Source organism: Bacillus sp. SYZHCR11 (genome assembly GCF_057196865.1).
Genome location: NZ_JBXUND010000002.1, coordinates 480,279 through 501,635 on the forward strand (window position 1 = coordinate 480,279; position 21,357 = coordinate 501,635).

Below are 21,357 nucleotides of genomic sequence, written 5' to 3' on the forward strand. Positions count from 1 at the left end.
CTTTATCATCTGTATATCCGAATGTTTCAATTACACCCCGGCAATTTCTTTTTTAATCTGTGTGGTGGAAATGCCTTCGGTTCTAGGGAGATAGATGACTTCGCATTGATCTTTAAGGAAATCGAATTTGCCTTCCCAATCGTCTCCCATTACGAACACGTCGATGTTGTGATCCGCTACGTCACGTACTTTTTGATCCCAGCTGTTTTCCGGAATGACTTCGTCGACATAACGGATCGTTTCCAGAATCAGCTTTCTGTGTTCATAGCTGTGGTAGGCCTTTTTTTGTTTTTGCAGGTTGAACTCGTCTGTTGAGATGGCAACAACTAGGTAATCTCCAAGCTGCTTTGCGCGCTCAAGCAGTTTAATATGACCCCAATGCAGTAAATCAAACGTTCCGTAAGTAATGACCTTCTTCATGAAACAAAAGCTCCTTTCTATCATCATACGTATAACAAGCAACTGCCCTGAAATGCTGCGCAGCTGTATCCTTAATCACTAAAGTGCCAATTTCGTACTCATGGAACCTCATTATATCACATAGCCCTGAAAAGGTTAAGCTAATGTAAAACGAAGTTAAATTCCACTTATTAACAAATGTTATTACAATAGGAGTTTAGCAGGGTTTTTGCGCGGTTGATTAAAGAAATTGTTATCTTATTTATATTTTTGTAAAACTATTGTTAAGTTTATCTGAAGGTATTATGTTAAAATAAAGCTTAGCTTAAGTCACGAAAAAATGAAAGAAAATCCCGTACAAAAAGGAGGACGGCAGATGCAGACTGAAATGGTGCACAACCTTTCTTATGTTAATGGAAATTTACAGGAGTTTATTTCATATTTAGACACTTATTATATCGCACAAAAGCAAGGAGCCGTCATTGCGACGGTCAACCCTGAGATCGGATACGCTGCGGCGAAAGACAAAGGTTATCATCAAGTCATTTCTTCCGCGGATTTCGTCCTGCCGGATGGTATCGGCGTCGTGTTAATGTCACGTTTGACGCAGCACCCGCTGAAATCAAGAATTGCGGGATTCGATGTGTTTCTGTCGCTGCTCGGTCTCGCAAACCGGCAGTCTAAAAAAATATTTTTATACGGAGCTAAGCAAGACGTGCTTGACGCCGTTTTGAACCGGATCGGCAAAGAGTATCCGAATATTGAGGTTGTCGGAGCCAGCAACGGTTATGAAGCGGATAAACGCTTCGTCGCCAAACAGATTTCCCGGGCGAAACCCGATCTCGTGTTTGTCGCCTTAGGATATCCCCATCAGGAACAATTTATTTATGAATACAAACATCTTTTCCCTCAGGCTGTATCGATCGGTTTGGGCGGAAGCTTTGATGTGTTCAGCGGAACGGTGAAACGCGCCCCTGAATGGATGATCAAAACGAATCTGGAATGGCTGTACAGACTGGTGACGAATCCGTGGAGATGGAAAAGGATGCTGAACATTCCGAAGTATGCTTTTACCGTTTTGAGAAATAATAAATCAAATAAAAGCCTGTATTCCGAGCAGGCAGAAGATCAAACGAAACAGCTTTAAACAAATAAAACAGCAAAAGAGATTGGTAATCTATGAACTTGCGATCTTTATTCGCCGCTTTTTATTCTATATATCTGTCTGTTCTGGGCGTTTTGTTCAAGCCTGTAAAGCCCAAGAACCATCTGACCCTGCTGGTATCTTTCGAAGAGAATGCACAGGCTCTCATCCGTTCTTACAAAGCGCACGCTGAATCGCTTTCTTATGAAGTGACGGTTTTGTATACGAGACACGCCGTCAGTCTGAAAAAAGAGCTGGAAGGACTCGGCTCTTTTTATCTGAACGAAAAACATCCGCTGCATCTTTTGAAGGCGGTTTTGATCCTTTTTAAGAGCAAAGCGGTGATAACGGATAACTATTTCCTTATGACAAGCGTCTTAAACCGCCGGCCGCAAACGACATGTATTCAAGTGTGGCATGCGAACGGCTCTTTGAAAAAGTTCGGCCTTGAGGATGTGACGAATCAAAACCGTCCGGCATCAGATATCAGCCGTTTTAAAAAAGTGTACCGCTCGTTTGACTTTGTCACCGTCGGTTCAGACGCGATGGCTGACGTTTTTAAAAAGTCGTTCGGCATACGGGACGGCCAGCTGTTAAAAACGGGTGTCCCCCTGACTGACGTCTATTATGAAGAACACAAGCCCGAACCGAAGCACAAATGGCCGAAAAAAATCATCCTGTACGCACCGACATTCAGGGATTATGATATGCAGTCCTTTCGGCTGCCATTCACCGAAGAACAGCTCACAAACGCGTTAAACGGAGAGTATATGCTGCTTGTAAAGCTTCATCCTGCCGTTTTGCATCATATTTCGGCTTCGTTTGAAAGCGAATTGATCAAGAACGTGTCTGACATGCGTCTTCATGATCTCTTGAAAGCGGCTGATATTTTAATTACGGATTACTCTTCCGTGCCTTTTGAATTCGCGCTCTTAAATAAACCGATTTTCTTTTTCACGTATGATCTGGAGGAATATGATCGACAACGCGGTTTAATCGATAATTATACTTCCGTCATTCCCGGAAAGGCTTGTCATGACAGCGAAGCTCTTTTGGAGGAAATGACGAAAAAGCCATTTGATGCAGAAGAAATGAAGCGGTTCTCGGACAAATGGAATATGTATTCAGATGGGAATTCGAGTGAAGCGTTATTGAAATTTGCGGAAACAAAAATGAAAAATTGTGCTGAAGCACCTGCCTGAATCTGAGGCGGGTGTTTTTTGCATGAAGAAAGGGCTGAAGCATACACTTCAGCCCTTTTTTTATACTTTCATATACACGGGAACATCATAGTAAAGCGTATAATCATCCAGCAGTGAGTATAAGCTGTACATGCGGTTTACCTGCTTATACGCCCAGCCGATGTCTGTCGCATACTGATGAGCCGCGGCTGGAGACCATCTCATTTTATACAGCGTATCCTGCTCGTATGAAGGATTGTGAATATAAGACGCACCGATAAATTGGGCTCCGCCGATAATCGCGGCTTCCGGAGTAAACCAGCCTTGCTTATACGCGTATTGTGCGCCGTAGTAATTCGGGTTGCTGTCATAAGCCCCGATGCCGTACATGTTGTAAACCTTTTTACCATTATACATAATGCCGTTCGCAAGCTCTGACGTGCCATTGCCCGTTTCAAGCAAAGCATGCGAAATCAAATACACTTCATTGATGCTGTATTTGCCGGCGGCTGTAATAAAGGCCTGGCCTTTCCCTGTCAGTATTCCTTTATTGACCAGCACTTTTTGATTCAGTTCCGATGCGTTCAGTCCGGCTGTCTGAGAGAGCTTCAGAAATTGAAAGTAATACTTGCTGTCTTGTGCGAAGTGAGCCGGATTGACGTACTGCCCGACTTCGTCACTGCTGGCGTTTCTCCAGCCCATGCTGAGTTTGGCCCAGCCGTTTGTCTGGCCTGTGATGCTGACTTTATCGCCTTTTTTCAACTGCCCGATAATATTGCCGGAGCTGACTTCCGGGGTTGACCGGACGTTCAGGACGTCGGCTGTGACCGTTCCGGAAGCCGTATTGATGTACGTAAGCGATGCATAAGCCGCGGCATCAGTCTGCGGGCTGACCGTCATTTGTTTTTTGACCATATCTGCCAGCGAGATGTTGTAATTGGTGTTCATGATTTGCGGTCCGTTTTTTATTTTCAGAATAGCCATCGTCCATCCGTACAGCTTTTTCAGCTTTTGGGAGGCGGCGTCCGCTGACTGCGCTCCCGTGAATTGATTGCGAATGCGGAGTTCATAAACCGGATGGCTTTCACTCGTATAGCCGGCCTGTAATTGTTTGGCGCTGAAAAAGCTCATGCTTTTATTTAAAACGGTTTTACTGCTGAATTTTTCGGTTTTGATGACGTATTGTGCAGAGCCGGTTTTCCCCGTCTCCTTCACAGTGCCGGCCGCTTTGTTTTGCTTGAAAAAAGCAGTCACGCGGTCAATGTCTTCCTTCTTAAGCAGCGGTGCCGTTTCAATTCTGAATTGTGTATACGCCGCTTCACCTATTTTCTGTGCGGAGGCGGATACTTTTTTCCCTTTGAAAAAATCCAGCGACTGATTGATCTTTGCCGTATCAAGCAATGATTCGGTTGTGACTTGGTACGTTGTGTCCGTCTGCTTGGATATCGTTTTTGAAATGGCAGTCAGTTTATATCCCGCCAGCAGATTCAATCCTTTTTTTATCTTCGACTGGTCTGCCGTCTGCTGAGAAAGCAGCTGATATTCATTTTCTGCTGTTTTTCCCGCCGCTGTTCTTGCCGTCTTTACATGCTGCTGGCGGAAAAACGCCTCCGTTTGTTCTGCCTTGGCAGCGGTAAGCTGCCCTGCCGTGATCCGGTAAACGGACACTGATACTGTCTTTTTGACAGGCGATGCGTCGCAATGCCATTTTTTCTTTTTAAAGAAAGCTTGCACGCTTTGCAGCTGTTTAGCCGTCAGTCCGCTCATCGCGACCGTGTAATTATTCTTCTTGCCGGCTTTTTGATAGCTTCCGCTGACACCCGTATTCTTCTTGATTTGGGTGATAGCATTTTGTACGGCGCTTACTCCGTTAAAATATCCTGACTGCACGTTATACACGGTTGCTGTTTTGCTTTGGGCATACTTTTGAACGTTCCCTTTGACGCCTGTTTTCTGCTGCAGCTGTTTCGCTAAACCTGCCGCATCAGTTGCATTTGAAATGCCAGAGGCTGTCACGGTGATATTCGGACTGGCCTTTGCCGTGACTTTCAGCGACGACTGCAATCCTGTTTCCTTTTGAAAATCAGTTTGAATTTGAGCGGCTTTTTGATCGCCGGAGATTGTTCCCGATTGGATCTGAAACCGGGCTGTTTCCCGTTTGATCTGACGGTATGACGCTTTCACGCCCGTCTGCTTCGTCAACGCTTGCGAGAGCGCTTTTGCATCCGCATCGTCCGCCATCTCAGAAGTCACGACCTGCTTATACGGCTGTTTTGTCCCCGCCGGCTTGACGGCGCCGGTCACGCCCGTTTTTTTCGTCAGTCCGGCAAGAAGATTTTTCGTCTGCCGCTCGTCTGATAGAACGCCTGATGTGACGGTCACGTAAGGCTGTTTGCTTCCGCTTGCGCTGTAAGTGCCGGCCACGCCCGTCTGCTTCGTAAAATCCTTCAGCACGGTTTTCGCATCCGTTTCATCGTGTAAGCCTGAAGCTGAGATTTGATAAGTGAGCGGCGCATTTCCGGCTTTCTTTGCGTCAGCCTGCCACCCCGTATCCTTTTTCAATTTCGCTGCCGCTTGAAGCGCCTCGTTCTCAGAAGCAAATTGCTGCTTCGTTTCCAGCTCGTAAACGGAGTAGTCGCTGTATGCGGCCTCGGCGTGCTGTGTAACGGTGCTAAAGACAAGGAAAACGGCGGACAATAACATAGGTGCAACGAATCTCTTTTTCATTCCTTCTCCTCTTTCTGATTCAATTGGTTTCTATCAAACTAGTTTATTTATCGGCCGGCTTTCTTCATTTTTACAGAGAGAAATCATCCAATTATCCAAATAAAAAAACTTAATCCCAGAGCTGGGATTAAGTTTGGTTTTATATATGAGAAACGATGATCGTGCAATCTCCGTTTATCGTAAAGTCAGGCATCTGATCCGGCAGTATGAAATGCGCGCCTTTTTCAAGCTTGGCGGACTTGCCTTCAAAGATGATGGAGCCGCTTCCTTCTGTGACGCTGCACAGCATAAACGGAGCGTCCTGGTTCATTTCCGCCGTCCCGCTGATATCCCATTTGTATACAGAAAAATATTCTCCCTGCACAAAGGTTTTAATGGTGATGCCTTTTCTCGTTTCAGTTGATTCATCCAAAAATCCGTCCACATGAGGAACGGTGGCGGCGTTGACGGCATCGCGGATATGCAGCTCACGCGCCCCGCCGTTTTGATCTGTACGCCCGTAATCATATATCCGGTAGGCAGCGTCTGAATTCTGCTGTATTTCCAGCACGAGCGCCCCGGCGCAAATGGCATGGATGGTTCCGCTCGGCACATAATAAAAATCGCCGGGTTTGATCTTCACGCGGCGCAGCAGACCTTCCCAGTCACCGCTGTTAATCATGGTGACAAGTTCCGCTTTCGAACGGGCCGTATGACCGTATATGATTTCCGCATTTTCTTTACAGTCAATAATGTACCAGCACTCAGATTTCCCCGTTTCGCCCTGTCCATGCTCCTCGGCGTCATAATCGTCAGGATGGACTTTAACGGACAGAGGATGTTTGGCGTCCAGTATTTTCGTCAGCAGCGGAAACCGGTCCCCTTCCGTTCCGCCGAATAACTCTCTATGCTGATCCCACAGGTCCATCAAGGTTTTCCCTTGATACGGACCGCTTTTGACCGTGCTCATTCCGTGCGGATGGGCTGATATCGCCCAGCATTCGCCGGTTGTTTCTGAAGGTATGTCATATCCGAATCGTTCGCGTAATAACGTGCCGCCCCATATTTTTTCTTTACATACAGGCTGTAGAAAAATCGGCTCTTGCGTCATGTTCGTTCCCCTCCCCTTAAAAAGCGGCTCATATCCCATTCCCCCTGTGTCTTTTTTAAAACACGGAGGGAGCCGCGGTTAAAAACAATATGTATAAAATGGCTGACCTGCTCATTATACCATTCGGATGGGGCGGAATGCTCAGTCATTTCCTATTCCAGAATAAAATGCCTTGTTTGTCGCAAATTAAAATAACTGATGGAAAGGGGGGAACATTATGACGATACATGCGGAGCTCGGCAAAAACCTTGAAGCGCTGAAAAAACGGATCGGCCAAAGCGATGACATGATGTTTTATTCGTTTACGTACGGAAACGGCAAATGTGACGCCTGCCTTATATATATAGACGGACTGACCGACAATCAATTGCTTGCGGAATATATTATTTCGCCCGTGCAGGCGGCCGCCCTGCATCAAGAGGAACCGGCTGAAATACCGCCGTCATCCATCTCTTTCGGCTATCGTCACACCCGGCTTTCTTCACTTAAGGACGCGGAGGCAGACATTTTTTCCGGCAAATCGGTTTTGCTGGCGGAGGGATGGGAGGAAGCCCTTTCGTTTGAAACGGAAACATTTAAAATGCGTGATATTGAAGAACCGGCTTCAGAAGTGCTTGAACGGGGGCCTAGGATAGGTTTTGTCGAAAAGCTCCGAACGAACACGGCGCTTTTGCGCGAGCAGTCCGGTGATCCCAACCTCCAGATCAAAGAGATCACACTCGGCGAACGGACAAAAAAGCGGATCGCCGTTGCCTACATTCGGGATATTGCGCCTGATGATGTTGTAAAAGAAGTGATGAAAAGACTGGATTCGATCACCATTGATGACATTCCGGAATCAGGAACGATCGAGCAGCTTATTGAAGATAACACGTATTCCATTTTCCCGACCGTCTTGACGACCGAACGGCCCGACCGGGTTATGGGCGCTCTTTTGGAAGGAAGGGTCTCCATTCTTGTAGACGGAACGCCTTTTACCCTTTTGGTGCCGGCTACCATTGATGAATTTATACACTCACCTGACGATTATAATCAGCGGTGGGTTCCGGTTAACTTTCTCAGGCTGCTTCGGTATACATGCATTTTAATCACGATTTATTTACCCGGCCTTTACATATCGCTCGTTACGTTTCATACGGGGCTTTTGCCGACGAGAATGGCGGTGACGATTGCCGGAAGCAGATTGAATGTTCCGTTTCCCCCTTTTGTTGAAGCGTTTATTATGATTTTTACGATTGAGATGATCAGAGAAGCCGGACTCAGGCTGCCGAAGCCGATCGGACAGACGATCGGCCTGATCGGGGGCGTGGTGATCGGGCAGGCCGCCGTTCAGGCGAACATCGTCAGCGCGATGATGGTCATTATCGTATCCGTTACGGCATTGGCTTCTTTTACGGCGCCCTCCTATGCGTTCAATTTTCCGCTGAGACTCATCCGTATTTTTTCGATGATTTTGTCGGCGATATTAGGTTTATACGGACTGATCATGTGTTATCTGCTTGTCGTCGGCCATCTGATGCGCCTGAAAAGCTTCGGCCAGGACTATCTTATTCCGATCATGGCGCAGCCGGGACAGGACTTAAAAGATACGATCGTCAGACTGCCGACGCCTCTTTTGAAAAAACGGCCGACCAGAAAAGAGACGAAAGATAAAATCAAGCAAAGGTGATCACCATGAAAAAACCGGAAGACAAGCTGTCGTTTATGCAGACACTTCTCATGGTAAGCGGAACAATGATCGGAGCGGGCGTGTTAACACTGCCGCGCTCCGCCGCAGCAGCGGACAGTCCGAGCGGATGGATCATTATTCTTGTGCAGAGTCTCGTGTTTATCGGCATCGTCCTGCTCTTTATGCCATTTTTGCAGAAAAACAGCGGGGAAACCATTTATGAGCTGAATCAAAGCATTATGGGACGCGCCATCGGTTCTCTTCTGAATTTATTCATCAGCTGTTATTTTGTCGTCACCGTCTGTTTTCAAGCCCGTTTTCTCGGTGAGGTCATCAATTACTTTTTACTGAAAAATACGCCGATGGGTGTCGTCATATTCATCTTTCTGGCGGTCGGCATCTACCATGTGACCGGCGGGGTGTATCCCATTTCAAAACTCTATGCTTATCTCTTTCCGATTGCGATCGTCATTCTGATTACGCTGCTCATATTCAGCCTGAGACTGTTTAAACTGGATTTCATCCGCCCGGTCATGGAAGGAGGCTACAAAAGCTTTTTTGAGCTGTTTCCGCGTACCCTTCTGTATTTTTCAGGACTTGAGGTGATTCTTTATCTGGTGCCGTTTATGAAAAATCCGAAGCAGGCGAAAAAGGCGGCCGTCTTCGGCATCGCATGCGCAGGCTTATTTTACAGCTTTACGCTGCTTGTCGTAATCGGCTGTATGTCGATCGCTGAAGCCAAAACGGTGACATATCCGACCATTTCCCTGATTCACGCCTTGGAAATCCGCGGTATTTTCATCGAAAGGTTTGATATCTTTCTTTTAATTACGTGGACATGCCAGCAGTTCACCTGTATGCTCGGTTCTTTTAAAGGAGCGCATCTCGGGTTAAACACCATTTTCAGACTGAAAAATAAAAACAATGCCTGGCTGCTGGGGGGCTTATTGGCAGTGACATTCGGCCTTTCAATGTACCCCGATGATATCAACAGTGTGTTTGCATTCGCGAATATTCTCGGATATGCGTTTTTTGCCGTCATTATGATTCCTTTTCTCATCTGGTTTGTCAGCTGGATGAAAAAAATAGCCGGGAGGAAACAGACGTCATGACACATTTCGTAAAATGGGCGGCGGCGCTTTTCATACTGATGACGCTTTCAGGGTGCTGGGACGCGAAGGAAGTCGAAAAGCTATCTTTCGCCCGGGGGCTGGCGATAGACGAGACGAGTGACCGCCGATATAAATTAACCTATCAAAACCTGCTGCCCCAAAGTGAAAACAGCCAGGCTTCCGGCCGGCCCGTGTTTGTCAATGTGACGACGCGGGGGGATACCATTCTTGAAGCCGTCAGTGAAGTCGCTTTAAAAGATCCGCCCGTTTACAGCGATCATTTAAAAGTGCTGATATTCAGCGACAAATTGCTGGCCGACCAAAATATACTGCAGATGATGAATCATTTTATCCGCGATGATGAATTAAGGCGGAGCAGCTATCTCTTCGCGGCGAGAGGCAAAGCGTCCGATATTCTGACAGAGCCGACGCCGAATCAGCAGCAGCCCATGCCCGCGGAAAAGCTGATCGACCTTACGAACAACGTCGGCTACAACGGGAAGATTTTAAAACCGCTCCGAATCGGGAGAGCTTCGATTTACTGCCATAATAAACTCAGTTTTCTCATTCAGGCCGTCAGCAATCAAAAAGGAAAAACGGTGTATGACGGAGCGGCCATTATCAAAAACGGAAAACAAAACAGATTGGCAGGCTTTCTGTCATCATACGAAGTACAAAGCCTGAATTGGCTGACGGGGACGATACAGGGCGGCGTGCTGCCCGCTTTGGATAAAGGAGGGCACCCGATTACCTTCGAGATCAAAAAATCAACATCCTCCATCACCCCCCTGCTGAAAAACGGGAAGCTGTCATTTCACGTAGCGGTGAAAACAAAAGGACTTTTGTCAGAGGATCAATATGCCGGAGAAGATTCATTCGATCAGCACTATTTAAACGGGCTGGAAAAGGTTTTCGAAAAAAAACTGAAAAGCGATATGAAAGAAGTCATCGATAAGCTGCAGAATCAATATGAAACGGACCCTGTCTTCTTTTCTGACAGAGTCCGCATTCAATATCCCGACTATTGGAAGAAAGTGAAGCATCACTGGGATGAGACCTTTACCGAAGCGGCCTTTGACTATGATGTTTCCATTCAGATTACCAACTTCGGAACGATGGGACGGTAGCCTTCAGCGTGTTTTTTCGACACGAAGGAGAATCTGATAAATCCGGCTTTGTTCGGGCAGCTGTGTCACCGGAAATTGCATCGATTGCGCCATTCGTGTGATTTCCTGTAAAAACAGCTGCACCCGCTCATCCACGTGAACATACGTATAGGACTGCTTTTTCACGTCAAATGTCTCTTCCGGAAAGAGCGTGCGCACCGTCTGCGGCGTAAAAAACCGCAAGTGGGTGCGGTCGAGAATCCCGGCGTCTCTGTATGTCCAGTCCCCGAGCAGAAGCGGGAACAGCGCTTCGGCGTGGGAAATATTCGGAATGCTGCAAACGATTGATCCGGCAGGCGACAAATAGGATGAGTACGTTTCAATGACGCGCCACGGGTCTTTTAAGTGCTCAAGGATGTCCGCGAAAATGATGCAATCAAAAAAGCCTTCCGGATAAGGCAGCTTCACTTTTTCGACATCTTCCTGCAGCACCGCTTCATAATGTCCTTTTGCCGCTTGCGCCGCCAGCGGGTGCAGTTCTATTCCGTACAGTTCGCAAGGCTGTCTGTTTTGAAGTTCCAGCCCCGTAGCTCCCGCACCGCAGCCGACATCAAGTATCCGTTTCGCCTCCCGGGGAACGAGCTCCGCAATTTCCGGTCTCGGATGAGTAAAGTACGTAAAATCAGTGCCCCATTTTTCCGTAAAACGCTGGCGGTTCTCCGAATATAACTGATTGATATTGATATCCTGATTAGCCGTAAACGTCGCATGCCCGTGGTGATGCACAAAGGCATCGAGAGCGATGTGCAGGCTGTATCCTTTTTGCAGGGCGCGCAGACATAGGTCATCATCTTCAAAAGAACCGTATCCGAATTGCTCATCAAACGGGCCGATGTCTTCAATGACGCTTTTTTTCACCAGAAGACAGAAGCCGACAAGGCGCAGCACCCGCTTTGTTTGATGCTTTTCCCGTGCACAATACGCCTCCGCGAATGACTCCAGCTCATCAAGCGATTGATACGCGTCATGGATCATTTGCGCGCCGCTGACATAGTTGCTGACGGGCCCGACCATACCGGTTTTTTCAGATTGATACAGCACCCTCAGCATGGAGGTGAGCCAATTTTTCGTGACCATCGTATCGTTGTTCAGAAACAGCAGATTTTCTCCCCCTGCCGCTTCGATTCCCTGGTTGCACCCCTTGGCGAACCCGAGGTTTTTTTCATTAAGGATGACTTTGACGTCAGGCAGATTTGATATGTATTCTCTCGTTCCGTCTGAGGAACCGTTGTCAACTATAATCAGTTCAATCTTATCTTTGTCGGTGTATCGTTCAATGCTGGCCAGACATTTTTTCGTCAGCTCAAGTTCATTATATGTAAGGATAATAATACTCGTTTTCACCGGCATCCCCGCCTTTATCGTGACTTTATACAACGTATGACATATCCCCGTCATTTATGTGACCGTGCGGGCGCCCGCACGCATCCGTTTTGAGGGGCCGGTGAATAACCGCCCCCCTAAAACTGAATATTACGGATGAACTGTCCGCCGATTTGATTCTGATCCCGAGCCTCCGTTACGGCTTTTCAGATCCTGCTCAATTTCTTCAAGGCTTTTCCCCTTCGTCTCGGTCACTTTAAACCGGACGAACAGGAATGCCATTATTCCGATAGCGGCATAAATGAGAAATAAATAGCTGATGCCGACTGCTTCCATTAGCATCGGATAGGTTAATGAGACAATCAATGTTCCGGCATGCAGCATCAAAGTGGAGACACCCGTCCCGATACCCCGGACATGCAGCGGGAATAATTCAGGAAGCATGACCCACACGGCAGGCCCCCAGCTGACCGCAAACACAATGATAAACAGGCCTAAACAAATCACCGTTGTCCATGATGCGGCTGCTGAATGTTCAAAGAAAAGATTGACCGCTGCCAATACGAGCAGACTGACGACCATGCCCGCATTTCCGGCCAGCAGCAGCGGCTTCCGGCCGATCTTATCAATGACTTTAATAGCCGCAAGCGTCATGATGACATTGACGGCGCCGATTCCGACCGTTCCCAATATAGACGCGGAATTGCCGAACCCGACACTGGTAAATGTTTTCGGTGCGTAATAAATAATTGTATTTGTCCCGATGAATTGCTGCAAAAAGGCAAGTCCGAGGCCGGCAATCAGCGCGGGTCTCACCCACGGCTCAAACAATTCTTTCAAGCCGCCTTCGTTTTCCTTTTCCGCTTCTTTCATCTGATCAATCTCATCATCAATATTCTTCGTTCCCCGCAATGATGAAAGGATTTCTCTTGCTTTCTCTTCTTTGCCGATCGTAAACAGCCAGCGCGGGCTTTCCGGCATAAATAAGATTCCGATCAGCAGAATGACTGACGGCACAACCGCAAGTCCAAGCATCCAGCGCCAAGCGCCTGCATCGGCAAATATATAGTTCACGATATAAGAAACGAGGATTCCGACCGTAATCATCAGCTGATTCAGCGAAGAAAGCGCCCCCCGTTTATGCTTCGGAGCCAGCTCCGATAAATAGAGCGGGACGATCGTTGTCGATGTTCCGACAGCCAGTCCGAGAATAATCCGGAAAAGAACCATCACCTCTGTATTCGGGGCAAAAGCGACTCCTAATCCGCCTATACAAAACAGCAGCGCCGCTCCCATGATGGCCTTCCGCCTGCCGAACCGGTCGGTCAGTTTGCCGGCGAATCCCGATCCGAGAATCGCCCCCGCCAATAACGAACTGACGACGAGGCCTTCTGTAAAGGCGTTCAGTCCCAGTTCTTTTTTCATAAATAAAATAGCTCCGGAAATGACTCCGGTATCATATCCGTATAACGCGCCCCCGAGAGCGCCGAAAAAATAGAGCCATTTATTCGAGTGTATGCTTTTCATGTTATATAGACTCCCTTCATCCAACGCTGTATCCGCGCGGAATTGTTCTACTGCTTCTTTTGCCTGTTTCCGATCGTTTCAAACCTTCCGCACCGTTAATATCCATTATTTTACTGATTATTTTTCACAAAGCGACGAAACATTTCCCGCTTCCTGCCGTCCAATATAATGTGAACCTGATGCAAAAATAACAGTAGATGTTGTCGAAATAGAGAGAAAGATTTAGAATTTTCTCATTTGCAGATTTGCTCCGAGTCAACAATTATGGTACGCTTCACAAAGAATAGAAACGAGAGGTAATGATATGGAAGAACGATCTCAACGCAGAAAAAAGAAAAGACGCCTCAGAAAATGGGTGAAATTTGTACTGGTATTCGCCGCTTTCTTATTGGTGATCGCCGGTTCCGTCGGCACCTACGCATTTGTGAAATTGAATAATGCGACCAAAGAAGCGCACGTCAGCCTTGACCGCGGCGACCAGTCCGTAAAACGGATCAAAGAATTTGACCCGAAGAAGGATTCTTTCACCGTATTGCTTTTAGGAATAGACGCCCGTGACAATAAGGGTGAATCAGTAGATGACGCAAGAAGTGACGCCAACGTGCTCGTCACCTTCAACCGGAAAAAGAAAACAGCGACGATGCTCAGCATTCCGCGGGATTCCTATGTCAACATCCCGGGACACGGCTATGACAAATTCGCGCACGCACATGCTTACGGCGGTTATAATTTAACTTATAAAACAGTAGAAAACATGTTTGATATTCCGGTAGATTATGTGGTTGAGAGCAACTTCGACGCGTTCCGCGATGTCGTCAATGAGTTGAACGGCGTTACGGTAAATGTGAAAAGCCAGAAAATTGCCGATCGTATTAAAGTCGATACAAAAGGAAAAGTCGTGCTGAAGCCGGGCGTCCAGACGCTTGACGGTGAGCAGGCACTGGCTTATGTAAGAACACGCAAAGCGGACACCGATCTGATGCGCGGACAAAGACAGATGGAAGTGCTGAGCGCCATTATTAAAAAATCTAAATCGTTAAGCTCGATCCCATCTTATGACGATATCGTCGACAGCTTAGGGAAAAACTTGAAAATGAACTTATCTCTTAATGACGCCATCGGTCTGTTCCCGTTTATCACATCGCTGAAATCGGTGAATTCTTTGCAGCTGACAGGTTCAGACAGCTACATTTACACTCCTCAGTACGGCAAAAATATTTATTACTTCAAGCTGAATGAGGAAAACCTTCAAGAAGTAAAAACGAAATTAAAAAATGATTTAGACGCGTAAGATGTCACGGCGGGATTAGCAAATCCCGCCGTTTTTCTGTTGAAAAAAAGGACATGAAGGTATAGCCTTTTAACTGACGGCTTTCTGCTGATTTCGCACAAAGCTGAACATACTACATGAAGCAGCTTTATTTTTAAGGAGGGCATCCATACATATGAAATTGATAGCCATTGACTTAGACGGCACATTACTGAATTCGGACAGTGTGATTTCTCCGGAAAACAGAGCGGCTTTACAAAGAGCGGATGAAGCGGGTATACTCGTGGCCATCTGCACGGGCAGAGCCACGTTTGATGTAAAAGCGCTCTTGAAGGATTTGGATATTCCGATCATTGCGGCAAACGGCGGGACAGTCCATGACAAAGGATACCGCCTCGTCAGCCGGCTCTTAATGGATCAGCAGGCCGGGAAGGATATCGCCGCTTATTTAACGGACAAAGACATTTACTTTGAGGTCTATACAGATGATCATCTGCTGTCCCCGTTTGACGGCGAGTCCAAACTGCAGGCAGAACTGGACATTCTGAAAAGCGCCAATCCTAAGGAAGATATTCAGACATTATGGGAGGGCGCAAAGACGCAGTTCAAACAATTCGGCATTAAACCCGTACAGGATATACAGGCGATTTTTAACGGAGACGAACATGTTTACAAGCTTCTTTGTTTCTCTTTTGATATGGAAAAACTGAGAAACGCCAAAGAAGAAATTACACATCATCGGAAATTATCCCAGACATCTTCCGGAAAACACATTATCGAAATCCTCCCTGCCGGTTCCGGAAAGGGACGTGCTCTGACGGAGCTTGCCTCACTGTACGGAATTGAAAAACAGGATATTTACGCCATCGGCGACAGCCCGAATGATTTCTCCATGTTTGAAGCAGCGGGAAACCGCATCGCTATGGGCAATGCGATTGATGAACTGAAAGAAAAAAGCACCTATATTACAAAAAGCAACGATGAAAACGGCGTCGCATATTTCATCAACCGGCTTCTCGACAATGGGCAATAAAAGGTAAAAGTCAGGTCTTTCACGGCCTGGCTTTTTCATGTTTTCTAAAAAAGGAATTTCCAAAATTGAAAATAAATTGTAAGATAAAGAAAAAAGGAGTTTCATGATGTCGAATGCAATCGCTATTATAGGATTTTTAGCTTTTCTCTGCGCAGTCGGATACGGAATTTTTCATCTCATATGCAAAGCGGCAAAAAAAGAAAAACATTTTTTAAAAAAGCTGTTTTGGCCTCTTCTCATCGGCGGATTTATCCTGCTTCTGACCAGTGCATCCCTCGCAGAGCCGGACGCCTCGGCCGTGAAGGCAGAGGAGAAATACAGCACCCTTGATACGGCTTATCAAAAATTGACGAAGGAACACCAGGCGCTTGAGAAAAAATATGAAAGCATCAGTGCCGCAGCCGAAAAGGAGAAATCCGAAGCTGAAGCCGGCAATGAAGACAAACTCAGCAAACTCAGCCAAGAGATAAGCGAGCTGAAAAAAACAAACAAATCACTCAAACAAGACAATGAGAAATTAAAAAATTCACAAAAGAAGCTCGAAAAGACCGCTGAAACGCTTCAGTCAGAAAATAAAACTTTAAAGCGGCAGAAAGCAGAAACAAAAACATCCGAAAATGCGGAAACGGCGCAAAACAACGCCTCTTCCTCCGGAGGACATGCCGAAACGAAAGCAGCCGGCACCTCACAGGGATGCGACATTAAAGGCAGCCGGAACGGCATTTATCACACGCCGGGAAGTACATACTACGACCGGACGACAGATCCCGCGGAAATGTTCTGTTCTGTAGAGGATGCGGTAGCGGCCGGATACAGAGCGCCGAAACGGTAAAAGAAAAAGACGTCAGAGACACTCTCTGACGTCTTTTTTTACGGAAGCCGGATGCCGCCCGCATATTTGTCCTTCCAATAAGCGCTTGTGTTCATATTTGTTATGGTAACACCTGCGGACACGGTGACATGAATCACTTGTCCGTTCCCGATATAAATGGCCGGATTCAGGCTTTCCGCTTTAAAGAAGACCAGATCGCCGGGCTTCAGATCTTGTTTATCGACCGGAACGCCCGCCTGCATCTGCTTGTCGGCATAACGCGGCAGGCTGATTCCTTTCGCTTTTTGATAGATGTATTGAACAAATCCCGCCGTATCAAAGCCGGTTTCCGGTGAAGCGCCGCCTTTCAGATAAGAAATTCCGATATGATCGGCCGCTGTGGACACAACGGGATTGTCTTTAGAAATGGCTAAATTGCTGAATCGGCGCACCCCTGTGAAATGTTTTTTCCAATAATCTTCCGCCAAGTAAGAAATGGTGACTTTTTCGGAGCGGCTTGCTTGGATGAACCTTCCCTCTCCCGCATAAATGCCCGCATGGGAAATTCCTTTTTTATACGTATCGCTGAAATAAATCACGTCCCCGGGCTTTATGTCGCTCAGTTTGATTTTCTCACCGACCAGCCACTGCTGTTCCGCAGATCTCGGCAGGTAAATGTGAAGCTTGTTTTCAAAAACATATTGGACCAGCCCCGAACAGTCGAATCCCGCCTCAGGCGTGCTTCCGCCGAATACATACGGAATGTCGAGGTAACGGGCTGCCTCCTGAACGATCGGATCATCAGCCAGTTCCGGATCTTTTGTCATCCGCTTTGCGCCAAGATATAAATTCATCCAATAACTGCTTTTTTGAAAGCGTGTGACGGTTACGCCTTCTGACGGAGAACTGTGTATCATCTCTCCGTTTCCGATATAAAGACCGTCATGGACGGGCGCGTTTTGTGTTGAATCCGACTTTTTGAAAAACACAAGATCTCCCGGTAAAAGGTCATTTTCTTTGACGGCGGCTCCGACTTTCCATTGATCACTGACCGTTCTCGGCAGATGGATGTTCTGCCTGCTGAAAAGATAATGCATCAATCCGGACGGGTCAAAACCGTCCTCAGGCTCTTCGCCTCCGTAAACATATTTATTTCCGACAAGTTTTTGCGCGTCTGAAACGATCAGGACAGAAACTTGAGAATCCGCTTCGGCAATTTCCGTTCTCGTTACTGCAGGTGCCACAAGACAAATCATAAGGCCGGCAAGGATGTACTTCCTCCAGCTTGTGAGCATGTTTTCTATTCACTCTCCTCATTTTTAGTAGTTTTTACATCGGTAACTTTTAACAAATGTTTAGGAGAGCACACAAAAAAAGAATGCCCGATATGGGCATTCTTTACTGGATTCGGAACAAACAATATGCCGGCAAGCGGAATCATGCGCTTATTTTGCGCCCGCTGTGTCCTCTTGCTGAATTTTTTGCATTTCCGTGTCAATTTTTTGTTTTTCCTGATCTGTGAGCTGATCATTGTATTTAAACGCAGACATAAACATAAATACCATAATGATCGCGGCAAACGGCCATCCCGCTTTAATGATTTTCATTTGTTTTTCACTCCGCTTTCTTTTTTAAGATATCGCTGTGATCCACATCAAACGTTAATTTTCCATCCTTGACGCTCCACTTGAAATTCGATTCTTTCGTCAGTTCACGTACGATCGTTTTATGATTGATGCTGCCTTTTTTAACCGGTGCAGGCGTTGCTTCATGAATGTTCATCGGCGTGACTTCAAAGCGTCCCGTGCCGTTTTTCTGGAGATGATATTGAACAAGCGCCGTGTCTCTCGTTCTTGTCCACCCCTGGTCGAATACGAAGTTGCCCAGGCTGTAGAAAATAACGGTGCCGTGGTACATTTCGATCGGTTCCAGCACGTGCGGATGGTGTCCCACGATAATATCCGCTCCGGCATCGGACATTGCTCTTGCCAATTGGCGCTGTCTGTCATTCGGATCATTATCGTATTCCTGTCCCCAGTGTGTTTGAACAATGACAAGATCGGCTTTCTTTTTGGCTTTAGAAATCATCGGAATAAACAGCTCTGGATCGGCCGGAAGCACACCCGGCGCATTTCGTTTAGCTGCAAAACCTTTTCCGGAAACATCAGTGAAACCCAGTGTTGCGATTTTGATTCCGTTTACATCTTGATAAGAAATGTTCTGCTCGGCTTCCTTCAGCGTGAGGCCTGCTCCGACAAGTTCAAGATTTTGCTTTGAAAACTCTTCAACCGTATCCCGCATTCCTTGAGGGCCGTAATCCATCGCATGGTTGTTGGCTGCCGTGAGAACTGTGAAATTCATGTCCTTCAATACTTTTACGGCATCTTTGTTTGACTGAAGGTGGATATTTTTTTCTGCTTCTTTGTAGTTCTTTTTATATGTAACCGGGTTTTCAAAGTTCCCTGACACATAGTCGGATGATTCGAAGAATGGCTTTGCATAACGGAAGACACTCTCCGTGCCTTTATGCTTTGTCACTTTCTCGACATTCCGGCCCATCATAATATCTCCGACAAATGAGGCTGATACAAGGTCATCGGCATTTCTTTTCACACTCGGCGTTTCCGCCTTCCCTGTCAGGATGCAGACGAACATCAGGCAAAAGACGATCGGCAGCGCGATAAAAACGTGAAGATTGGTCTTCTTTTTCTGCTGTTTGGTCAGCTTCAGCAGTTTTTCTTGAAAGCTTAATTGTTTTTTCATCGTTTGACACACCTTACATTAGATTAAGTAGTAAGCAAACATAATGGCAAAAGTTGCGCCGCTTAAGAACAGCGTGCTGGCGAATGTAATCGTTAATCCCTGTTTCTGAATGGTATTGGCGATCAGACCCGGTACGATGATACCGATTCCGCGGAATTCTGATATCTCAAACGGTACGATCGGGTAAAGAAAATCAAGGGCGATTTTTAAGCAGATTCCCGTTATCAGCATAGCTGCGAATTTTCTGCGTCCGTACAATATCATAAATCTGGATAAACCGTATTTGACGATCACGTATGTAAGAAGACTCACCAGCAGTACGAGTAAAATAAAGACCGGCTGGTTAAAAACGAGCCCTAAATAACCCGGCACAACTAAACCGGCAGGTACGATACCTGTTTTTTCCGCGAAAATTAAACTGATTAACACGCCTAAAATAAGTGAAATGTATAAATCTGATCCGAACATTTATCCTTTTCCTCCTAGCTAACGAGCTGTTTCACCTTATACTCTTGGATTTTTTCAATTAATGGTTCCGCTGAACCGTGGATATTGCCGACGCCATATATGACACGGTTTTGCATTCTTGTTTTCAGCACGTCCATGATTTCGTCTGTTGATTTATATTCCAGATCGTGCAGTGTATCGGCAGGAATCTTGCCTTCTTCATAAGCTCTGACGATCGGTTCTGTCGTCTCGCCGATGAGTATGAGTTCCTTCGTTTTAATGTACGGAAGCACGTCGTTTGCGAACTGAATCGTTCTGTCCACACGGTCGGCGCGGCAGTTCATGATGACGATCGGTTCATCTGTCGGGTAGCCGATTTCCTTTACACGTTTCCATATATTCAAAGTAGAAGATGCATCATTTGCGGCAAAGCCGTTTACGAAATGACCGGGCTCCTTCGTGCTGAGCAGCGGCAGGATTCTCATGGCGCCAGGATCAGGCGGCGCATTCAGCATTCCTTTAAACGCCGTTTCTTCATCTATCCCAAGAGCCTGGGCAACGCCGAGCGCCAGGGAAGCGTTATCAGGAAAGACCATATATTCAAATTTTCGAAGGTATTCATCTGTAATTTTAGAGTTATCCGCAATAATGACCTCGGTATTCCGCTCTGCGGCTTTTTCTTTAAAGAAGTCTGTGTATTCACTATCTGTAATGACAAGGTGACCGTTATACGGTATCGTCGCGGTAAAAGCTTCAGCAATCTCATCAAGCGTCGGCCCCATGACATCCATATGGTCTTCAAGCACATTCACGATGACGCCGATGTTGGCTTGAAGGAGTTCTTCCTGAAAGATAATCTGATAATCCGGGTTTACCGCCATACATTCACTGACAATGGCATTGGCGCCCCGTTCTACGGTTTCCTTCATTACTTCTTTTTGCTCGCCGATATTCGGGCCCTGCGGTTTCCGTTTGATCGGTTTCTCCTCAGGTGTATCCCAATAGATCATCCTTGCATCTGTTCCCGTCGTTTTTCCGACTGTTTTGTAGCCCGCCTCCATCAGTATTCCGGTCGTCAGCCTCGTTACGGTTGACTTTCCGCGGATACCATTAATATTGACGCGTACTGGCAGAGCATCGATATTCTTCTGATGCCGCCTTTTTTCAATGATTCCGATGATTAGTACGGCAGCACAGGCTATAATGAGTAACCACATTGATTTTTGACATCTCCTTCTGTATTGATAAATTCATTCATCAGTATATAGCTTCACTATGAATTCTCAATCGGCATTATGTAACATAATCTTCCCGCTTTCACTGAGCCAAACTTCTCTATTAGTGACGCTATTCTTCCTATTATCGAATTGCTTTTTTTGGGAATAGGCAGGACTTAAACCTTACTTCAATTTTTCAAAAGAAAAATGTATGCGTTTACATTTCCACACAGAAATTCATTTGGACCAATGGGACTATACGCGTTCCGGAAGAAAAAGATGTAATGATAATCCATCTTTTACAGCCTGTTATATCAGCGTTTTCCGCACTGCGCATACGTTTCGGGACTCTATGTCCGCTGTGTGCAGACTGCCTGTTTTGTTAAGGATAAGGTCTTAAAGTCATTCATTTTTCCCCCGTATCCTGCTTTCAGTCCCATTCCAAAATAACTAGCGGAATGACTGGTACGTGACAGAA

The 21,357-nt window shown here is 46.4% G+C and carries 18 protein-coding genes; 8 read left to right on the forward strand and 10 right to left on the reverse strand.

The window, feature by feature from the left end; translation table 11 throughout:
- Positions 1-30: 30 nt before the first annotated feature.
- The gene (gene tagD, locus AC2CGA_RS09080; RefSeq protein WP_003151361.1) at positions 31-420 is read right to left on the reverse strand and encodes a glycerol-3-phosphate cytidylyltransferase; all 390 of its coding nucleotides are present in this window, start codon (positions 418-420) and stop codon (positions 31-33) included.
- Between the two features lie 355 nt (positions 421-775).
- Here tagD and AC2CGA_RS09085 point away from each other — a divergent pair, with 355 nt between their 5' ends.
- Together AC2CGA_RS09085 and AC2CGA_RS09090 are read left to right on the forward strand one after the other, a co-directional pair.
- Complete coding sequence (locus AC2CGA_RS09085) at positions 776-1,546, forward strand: WecB/TagA/CpsF family glycosyltransferase (protein WP_003151360.1); 771 nt, start codon at positions 776-778, stop codon at positions 1,544-1,546.
- A 32-nt stretch (positions 1,547-1,578) separates the two neighbouring features.
- Positions 1,579-2,745 (forward strand): CDP-glycerol--glycerophosphate glycerophosphotransferase, encoded by a 1,167-nt coding sequence (locus tag AC2CGA_RS09090; protein ID WP_024085877.1) that lies wholly within the window; start codon positions 1,579-1,581, stop codon positions 2,743-2,745.
- Between the two features lie 60 nt (positions 2,746-2,805).
- Here the strand turns inward: AC2CGA_RS09090 and AC2CGA_RS09095 are convergent, their stop codons facing one another.
- Together AC2CGA_RS09095 and manA are read right to left on the reverse strand one after the other, a co-directional pair.
- The gene (locus AC2CGA_RS09095) at positions 2,806-5,451 is read right to left on the reverse strand and encodes an N-acetylglucosaminidase (protein ID WP_484480175.1); all 2,646 of its coding nucleotides are present in this window, start codon (positions 5,449-5,451) and stop codon (positions 2,806-2,808) included.
- Between the two features lie 139 nt (positions 5,452-5,590).
- On the reverse strand, positions 5,591-6,541 hold the full coding sequence (gene manA, locus AC2CGA_RS09100; RefSeq protein ID WP_420022410.1) for a mannose-6-phosphate isomerase, class I: 951 nt from the start codon (positions 6,539-6,541) through the stop codon (positions 5,591-5,593).
- 217 nt (positions 6,542-6,758) lie between these two features.
- On the opposite strand from manA, the gene gerBA reads away from it, so the two are divergent.
- The 3 genes from gerBA to AC2CGA_RS09115 are packed head-to-tail and all read left to right on the forward strand — an operon-like array spanning position 6,759 to position 10,449.
- The gene (gerBA, locus tag AC2CGA_RS09105) at positions 6,759-8,210 is read left to right on the forward strand and encodes a spore germination protein GerBA (protein WP_003151354.1); all 1,452 of its coding nucleotides are present in this window, start codon (positions 6,759-6,761) and stop codon (positions 8,208-8,210) included.
- A 5-nt stretch (positions 8,211-8,215) separates the two neighbouring features.
- Entirely contained in the window at positions 8,216-9,322 is a 1,107-nt protein-coding gene (locus AC2CGA_RS09110; RefSeq protein WP_014305943.1) for a GerAB/ArcD/ProY family transporter, read from the forward strand.
- Positions 9,319-10,449, forward strand: a complete 1,131-nt coding sequence (locus AC2CGA_RS09115; RefSeq protein ID WP_117614702.1) for a Ger(x)C family spore germination protein — start codon at positions 9,319-9,321, stop codon at positions 10,447-10,449. Before AC2CGA_RS09110 ends, AC2CGA_RS09115 begins: the two co-directional genes overlap by 4 nt.
- Positions 10,450-10,452: 3 nt before the next feature.
- On the opposite strand, the gene AC2CGA_RS09120 is transcribed toward AC2CGA_RS09115, so the two are convergent.
- Together AC2CGA_RS09120 and AC2CGA_RS09125 are read right to left on the reverse strand one after the other, a co-directional pair.
- Positions 10,453-11,865, reverse strand: a complete 1,413-nt coding sequence (locus AC2CGA_RS09120; protein WP_014305945.1) for a bifunctional glycosyltransferase family 2 protein/class I SAM-dependent methyltransferase — start codon at positions 11,863-11,865, stop codon at positions 10,453-10,455.
- 96 nt (positions 11,866-11,961) lie between these two features.
- Positions 11,962-13,338 (reverse strand): sugar porter family MFS transporter, encoded by a 1,377-nt coding sequence (locus AC2CGA_RS09125; protein ID WP_095324118.1) that lies wholly within the window; start codon positions 13,336-13,338, stop codon positions 11,962-11,964.
- Between the two features lie 304 nt (positions 13,339-13,642).
- Here AC2CGA_RS09125 and AC2CGA_RS09130 point away from each other — a divergent pair, with 304 nt between their 5' ends.
- The 3 genes from AC2CGA_RS09130 to AC2CGA_RS09140 all read left to right on the forward strand — a co-directional run bounded on the left by AC2CGA_RS09130 (position 13,643) and on the right by AC2CGA_RS09140 (position 16,473).
- Positions 13,643-14,629 (forward strand): LCP family protein, encoded by a 987-nt coding sequence (locus tag AC2CGA_RS09130; RefSeq protein ID WP_003151348.1) that lies wholly within the window; start codon positions 13,643-13,645, stop codon positions 14,627-14,629.
- 154 nt (positions 14,630-14,783) lie between these two features.
- The gene (locus tag AC2CGA_RS09135; protein ID WP_003151347.1) at positions 14,784-15,641 is read left to right on the forward strand and encodes a Cof-type HAD-IIB family hydrolase; all 858 of its coding nucleotides are present in this window, start codon (positions 14,784-14,786) and stop codon (positions 15,639-15,641) included.
- 106 nt (positions 15,642-15,747) lie between these two features.
- Entirely contained in the window at positions 15,748-16,473 is a 726-nt protein-coding gene (locus tag AC2CGA_RS09140; RefSeq protein ID WP_139885373.1) for a sunset domain-containing protein, read from the forward strand.
- A 38-nt stretch (positions 16,474-16,511) separates the two neighbouring features.
- On the opposite strand, the gene AC2CGA_RS09145 is transcribed toward AC2CGA_RS09140, so the two are convergent.
- The 5 genes from AC2CGA_RS09145 to pgsB form a co-directional block, all read right to left on the reverse strand.
- Complete coding sequence (locus tag AC2CGA_RS09145) at positions 16,512-17,747, reverse strand: C40 family peptidase (protein WP_043867480.1); 1,236 nt, start codon at positions 17,745-17,747, stop codon at positions 16,512-16,514.
- Between the two features lie 150 nt (positions 17,748-17,897).
- Positions 17,898-18,059 carry an extrachromosomal elements maintenance protein EdmS gene (gene edmS / locus AC2CGA_RS09150; protein WP_003151344.1) on the reverse strand — a complete coding sequence of 54 codons (162 nt, stop codon included), beginning with the start codon at positions 18,057-18,059 and terminating at the stop codon, positions 17,898-17,900.
- Between the two features lie 7 nt (positions 18,060-18,066).
- On the reverse strand, positions 18,067-19,215 hold the full coding sequence (locus AC2CGA_RS09155) for a CapA family protein (protein WP_003151341.1): 1,149 nt from the start codon (positions 19,213-19,215) through the stop codon (positions 18,067-18,069).
- 18 nt (positions 19,216-19,233) lie between these two features.
- On the reverse strand, positions 19,234-19,683 hold the full coding sequence (pgsC, locus tag AC2CGA_RS09160; RefSeq protein ID WP_003151340.1) for a poly-gamma-glutamate biosynthesis protein PgsC: 450 nt from the start codon (positions 19,681-19,683) through the stop codon (positions 19,234-19,236).
- A gap of 14 nt (positions 19,684-19,697) precedes the next feature.
- Positions 19,698-20,879: a poly-gamma-glutamate synthase PgsB gene (gene pgsB, locus AC2CGA_RS09165; protein ID WP_003151337.1), complete on the reverse strand. Its 1,182-nt coding sequence runs from the start codon at positions 20,877-20,879 to the stop codon at positions 19,698-19,700.
- Positions 20,880-21,357 lie beyond the last annotated feature (478 nt).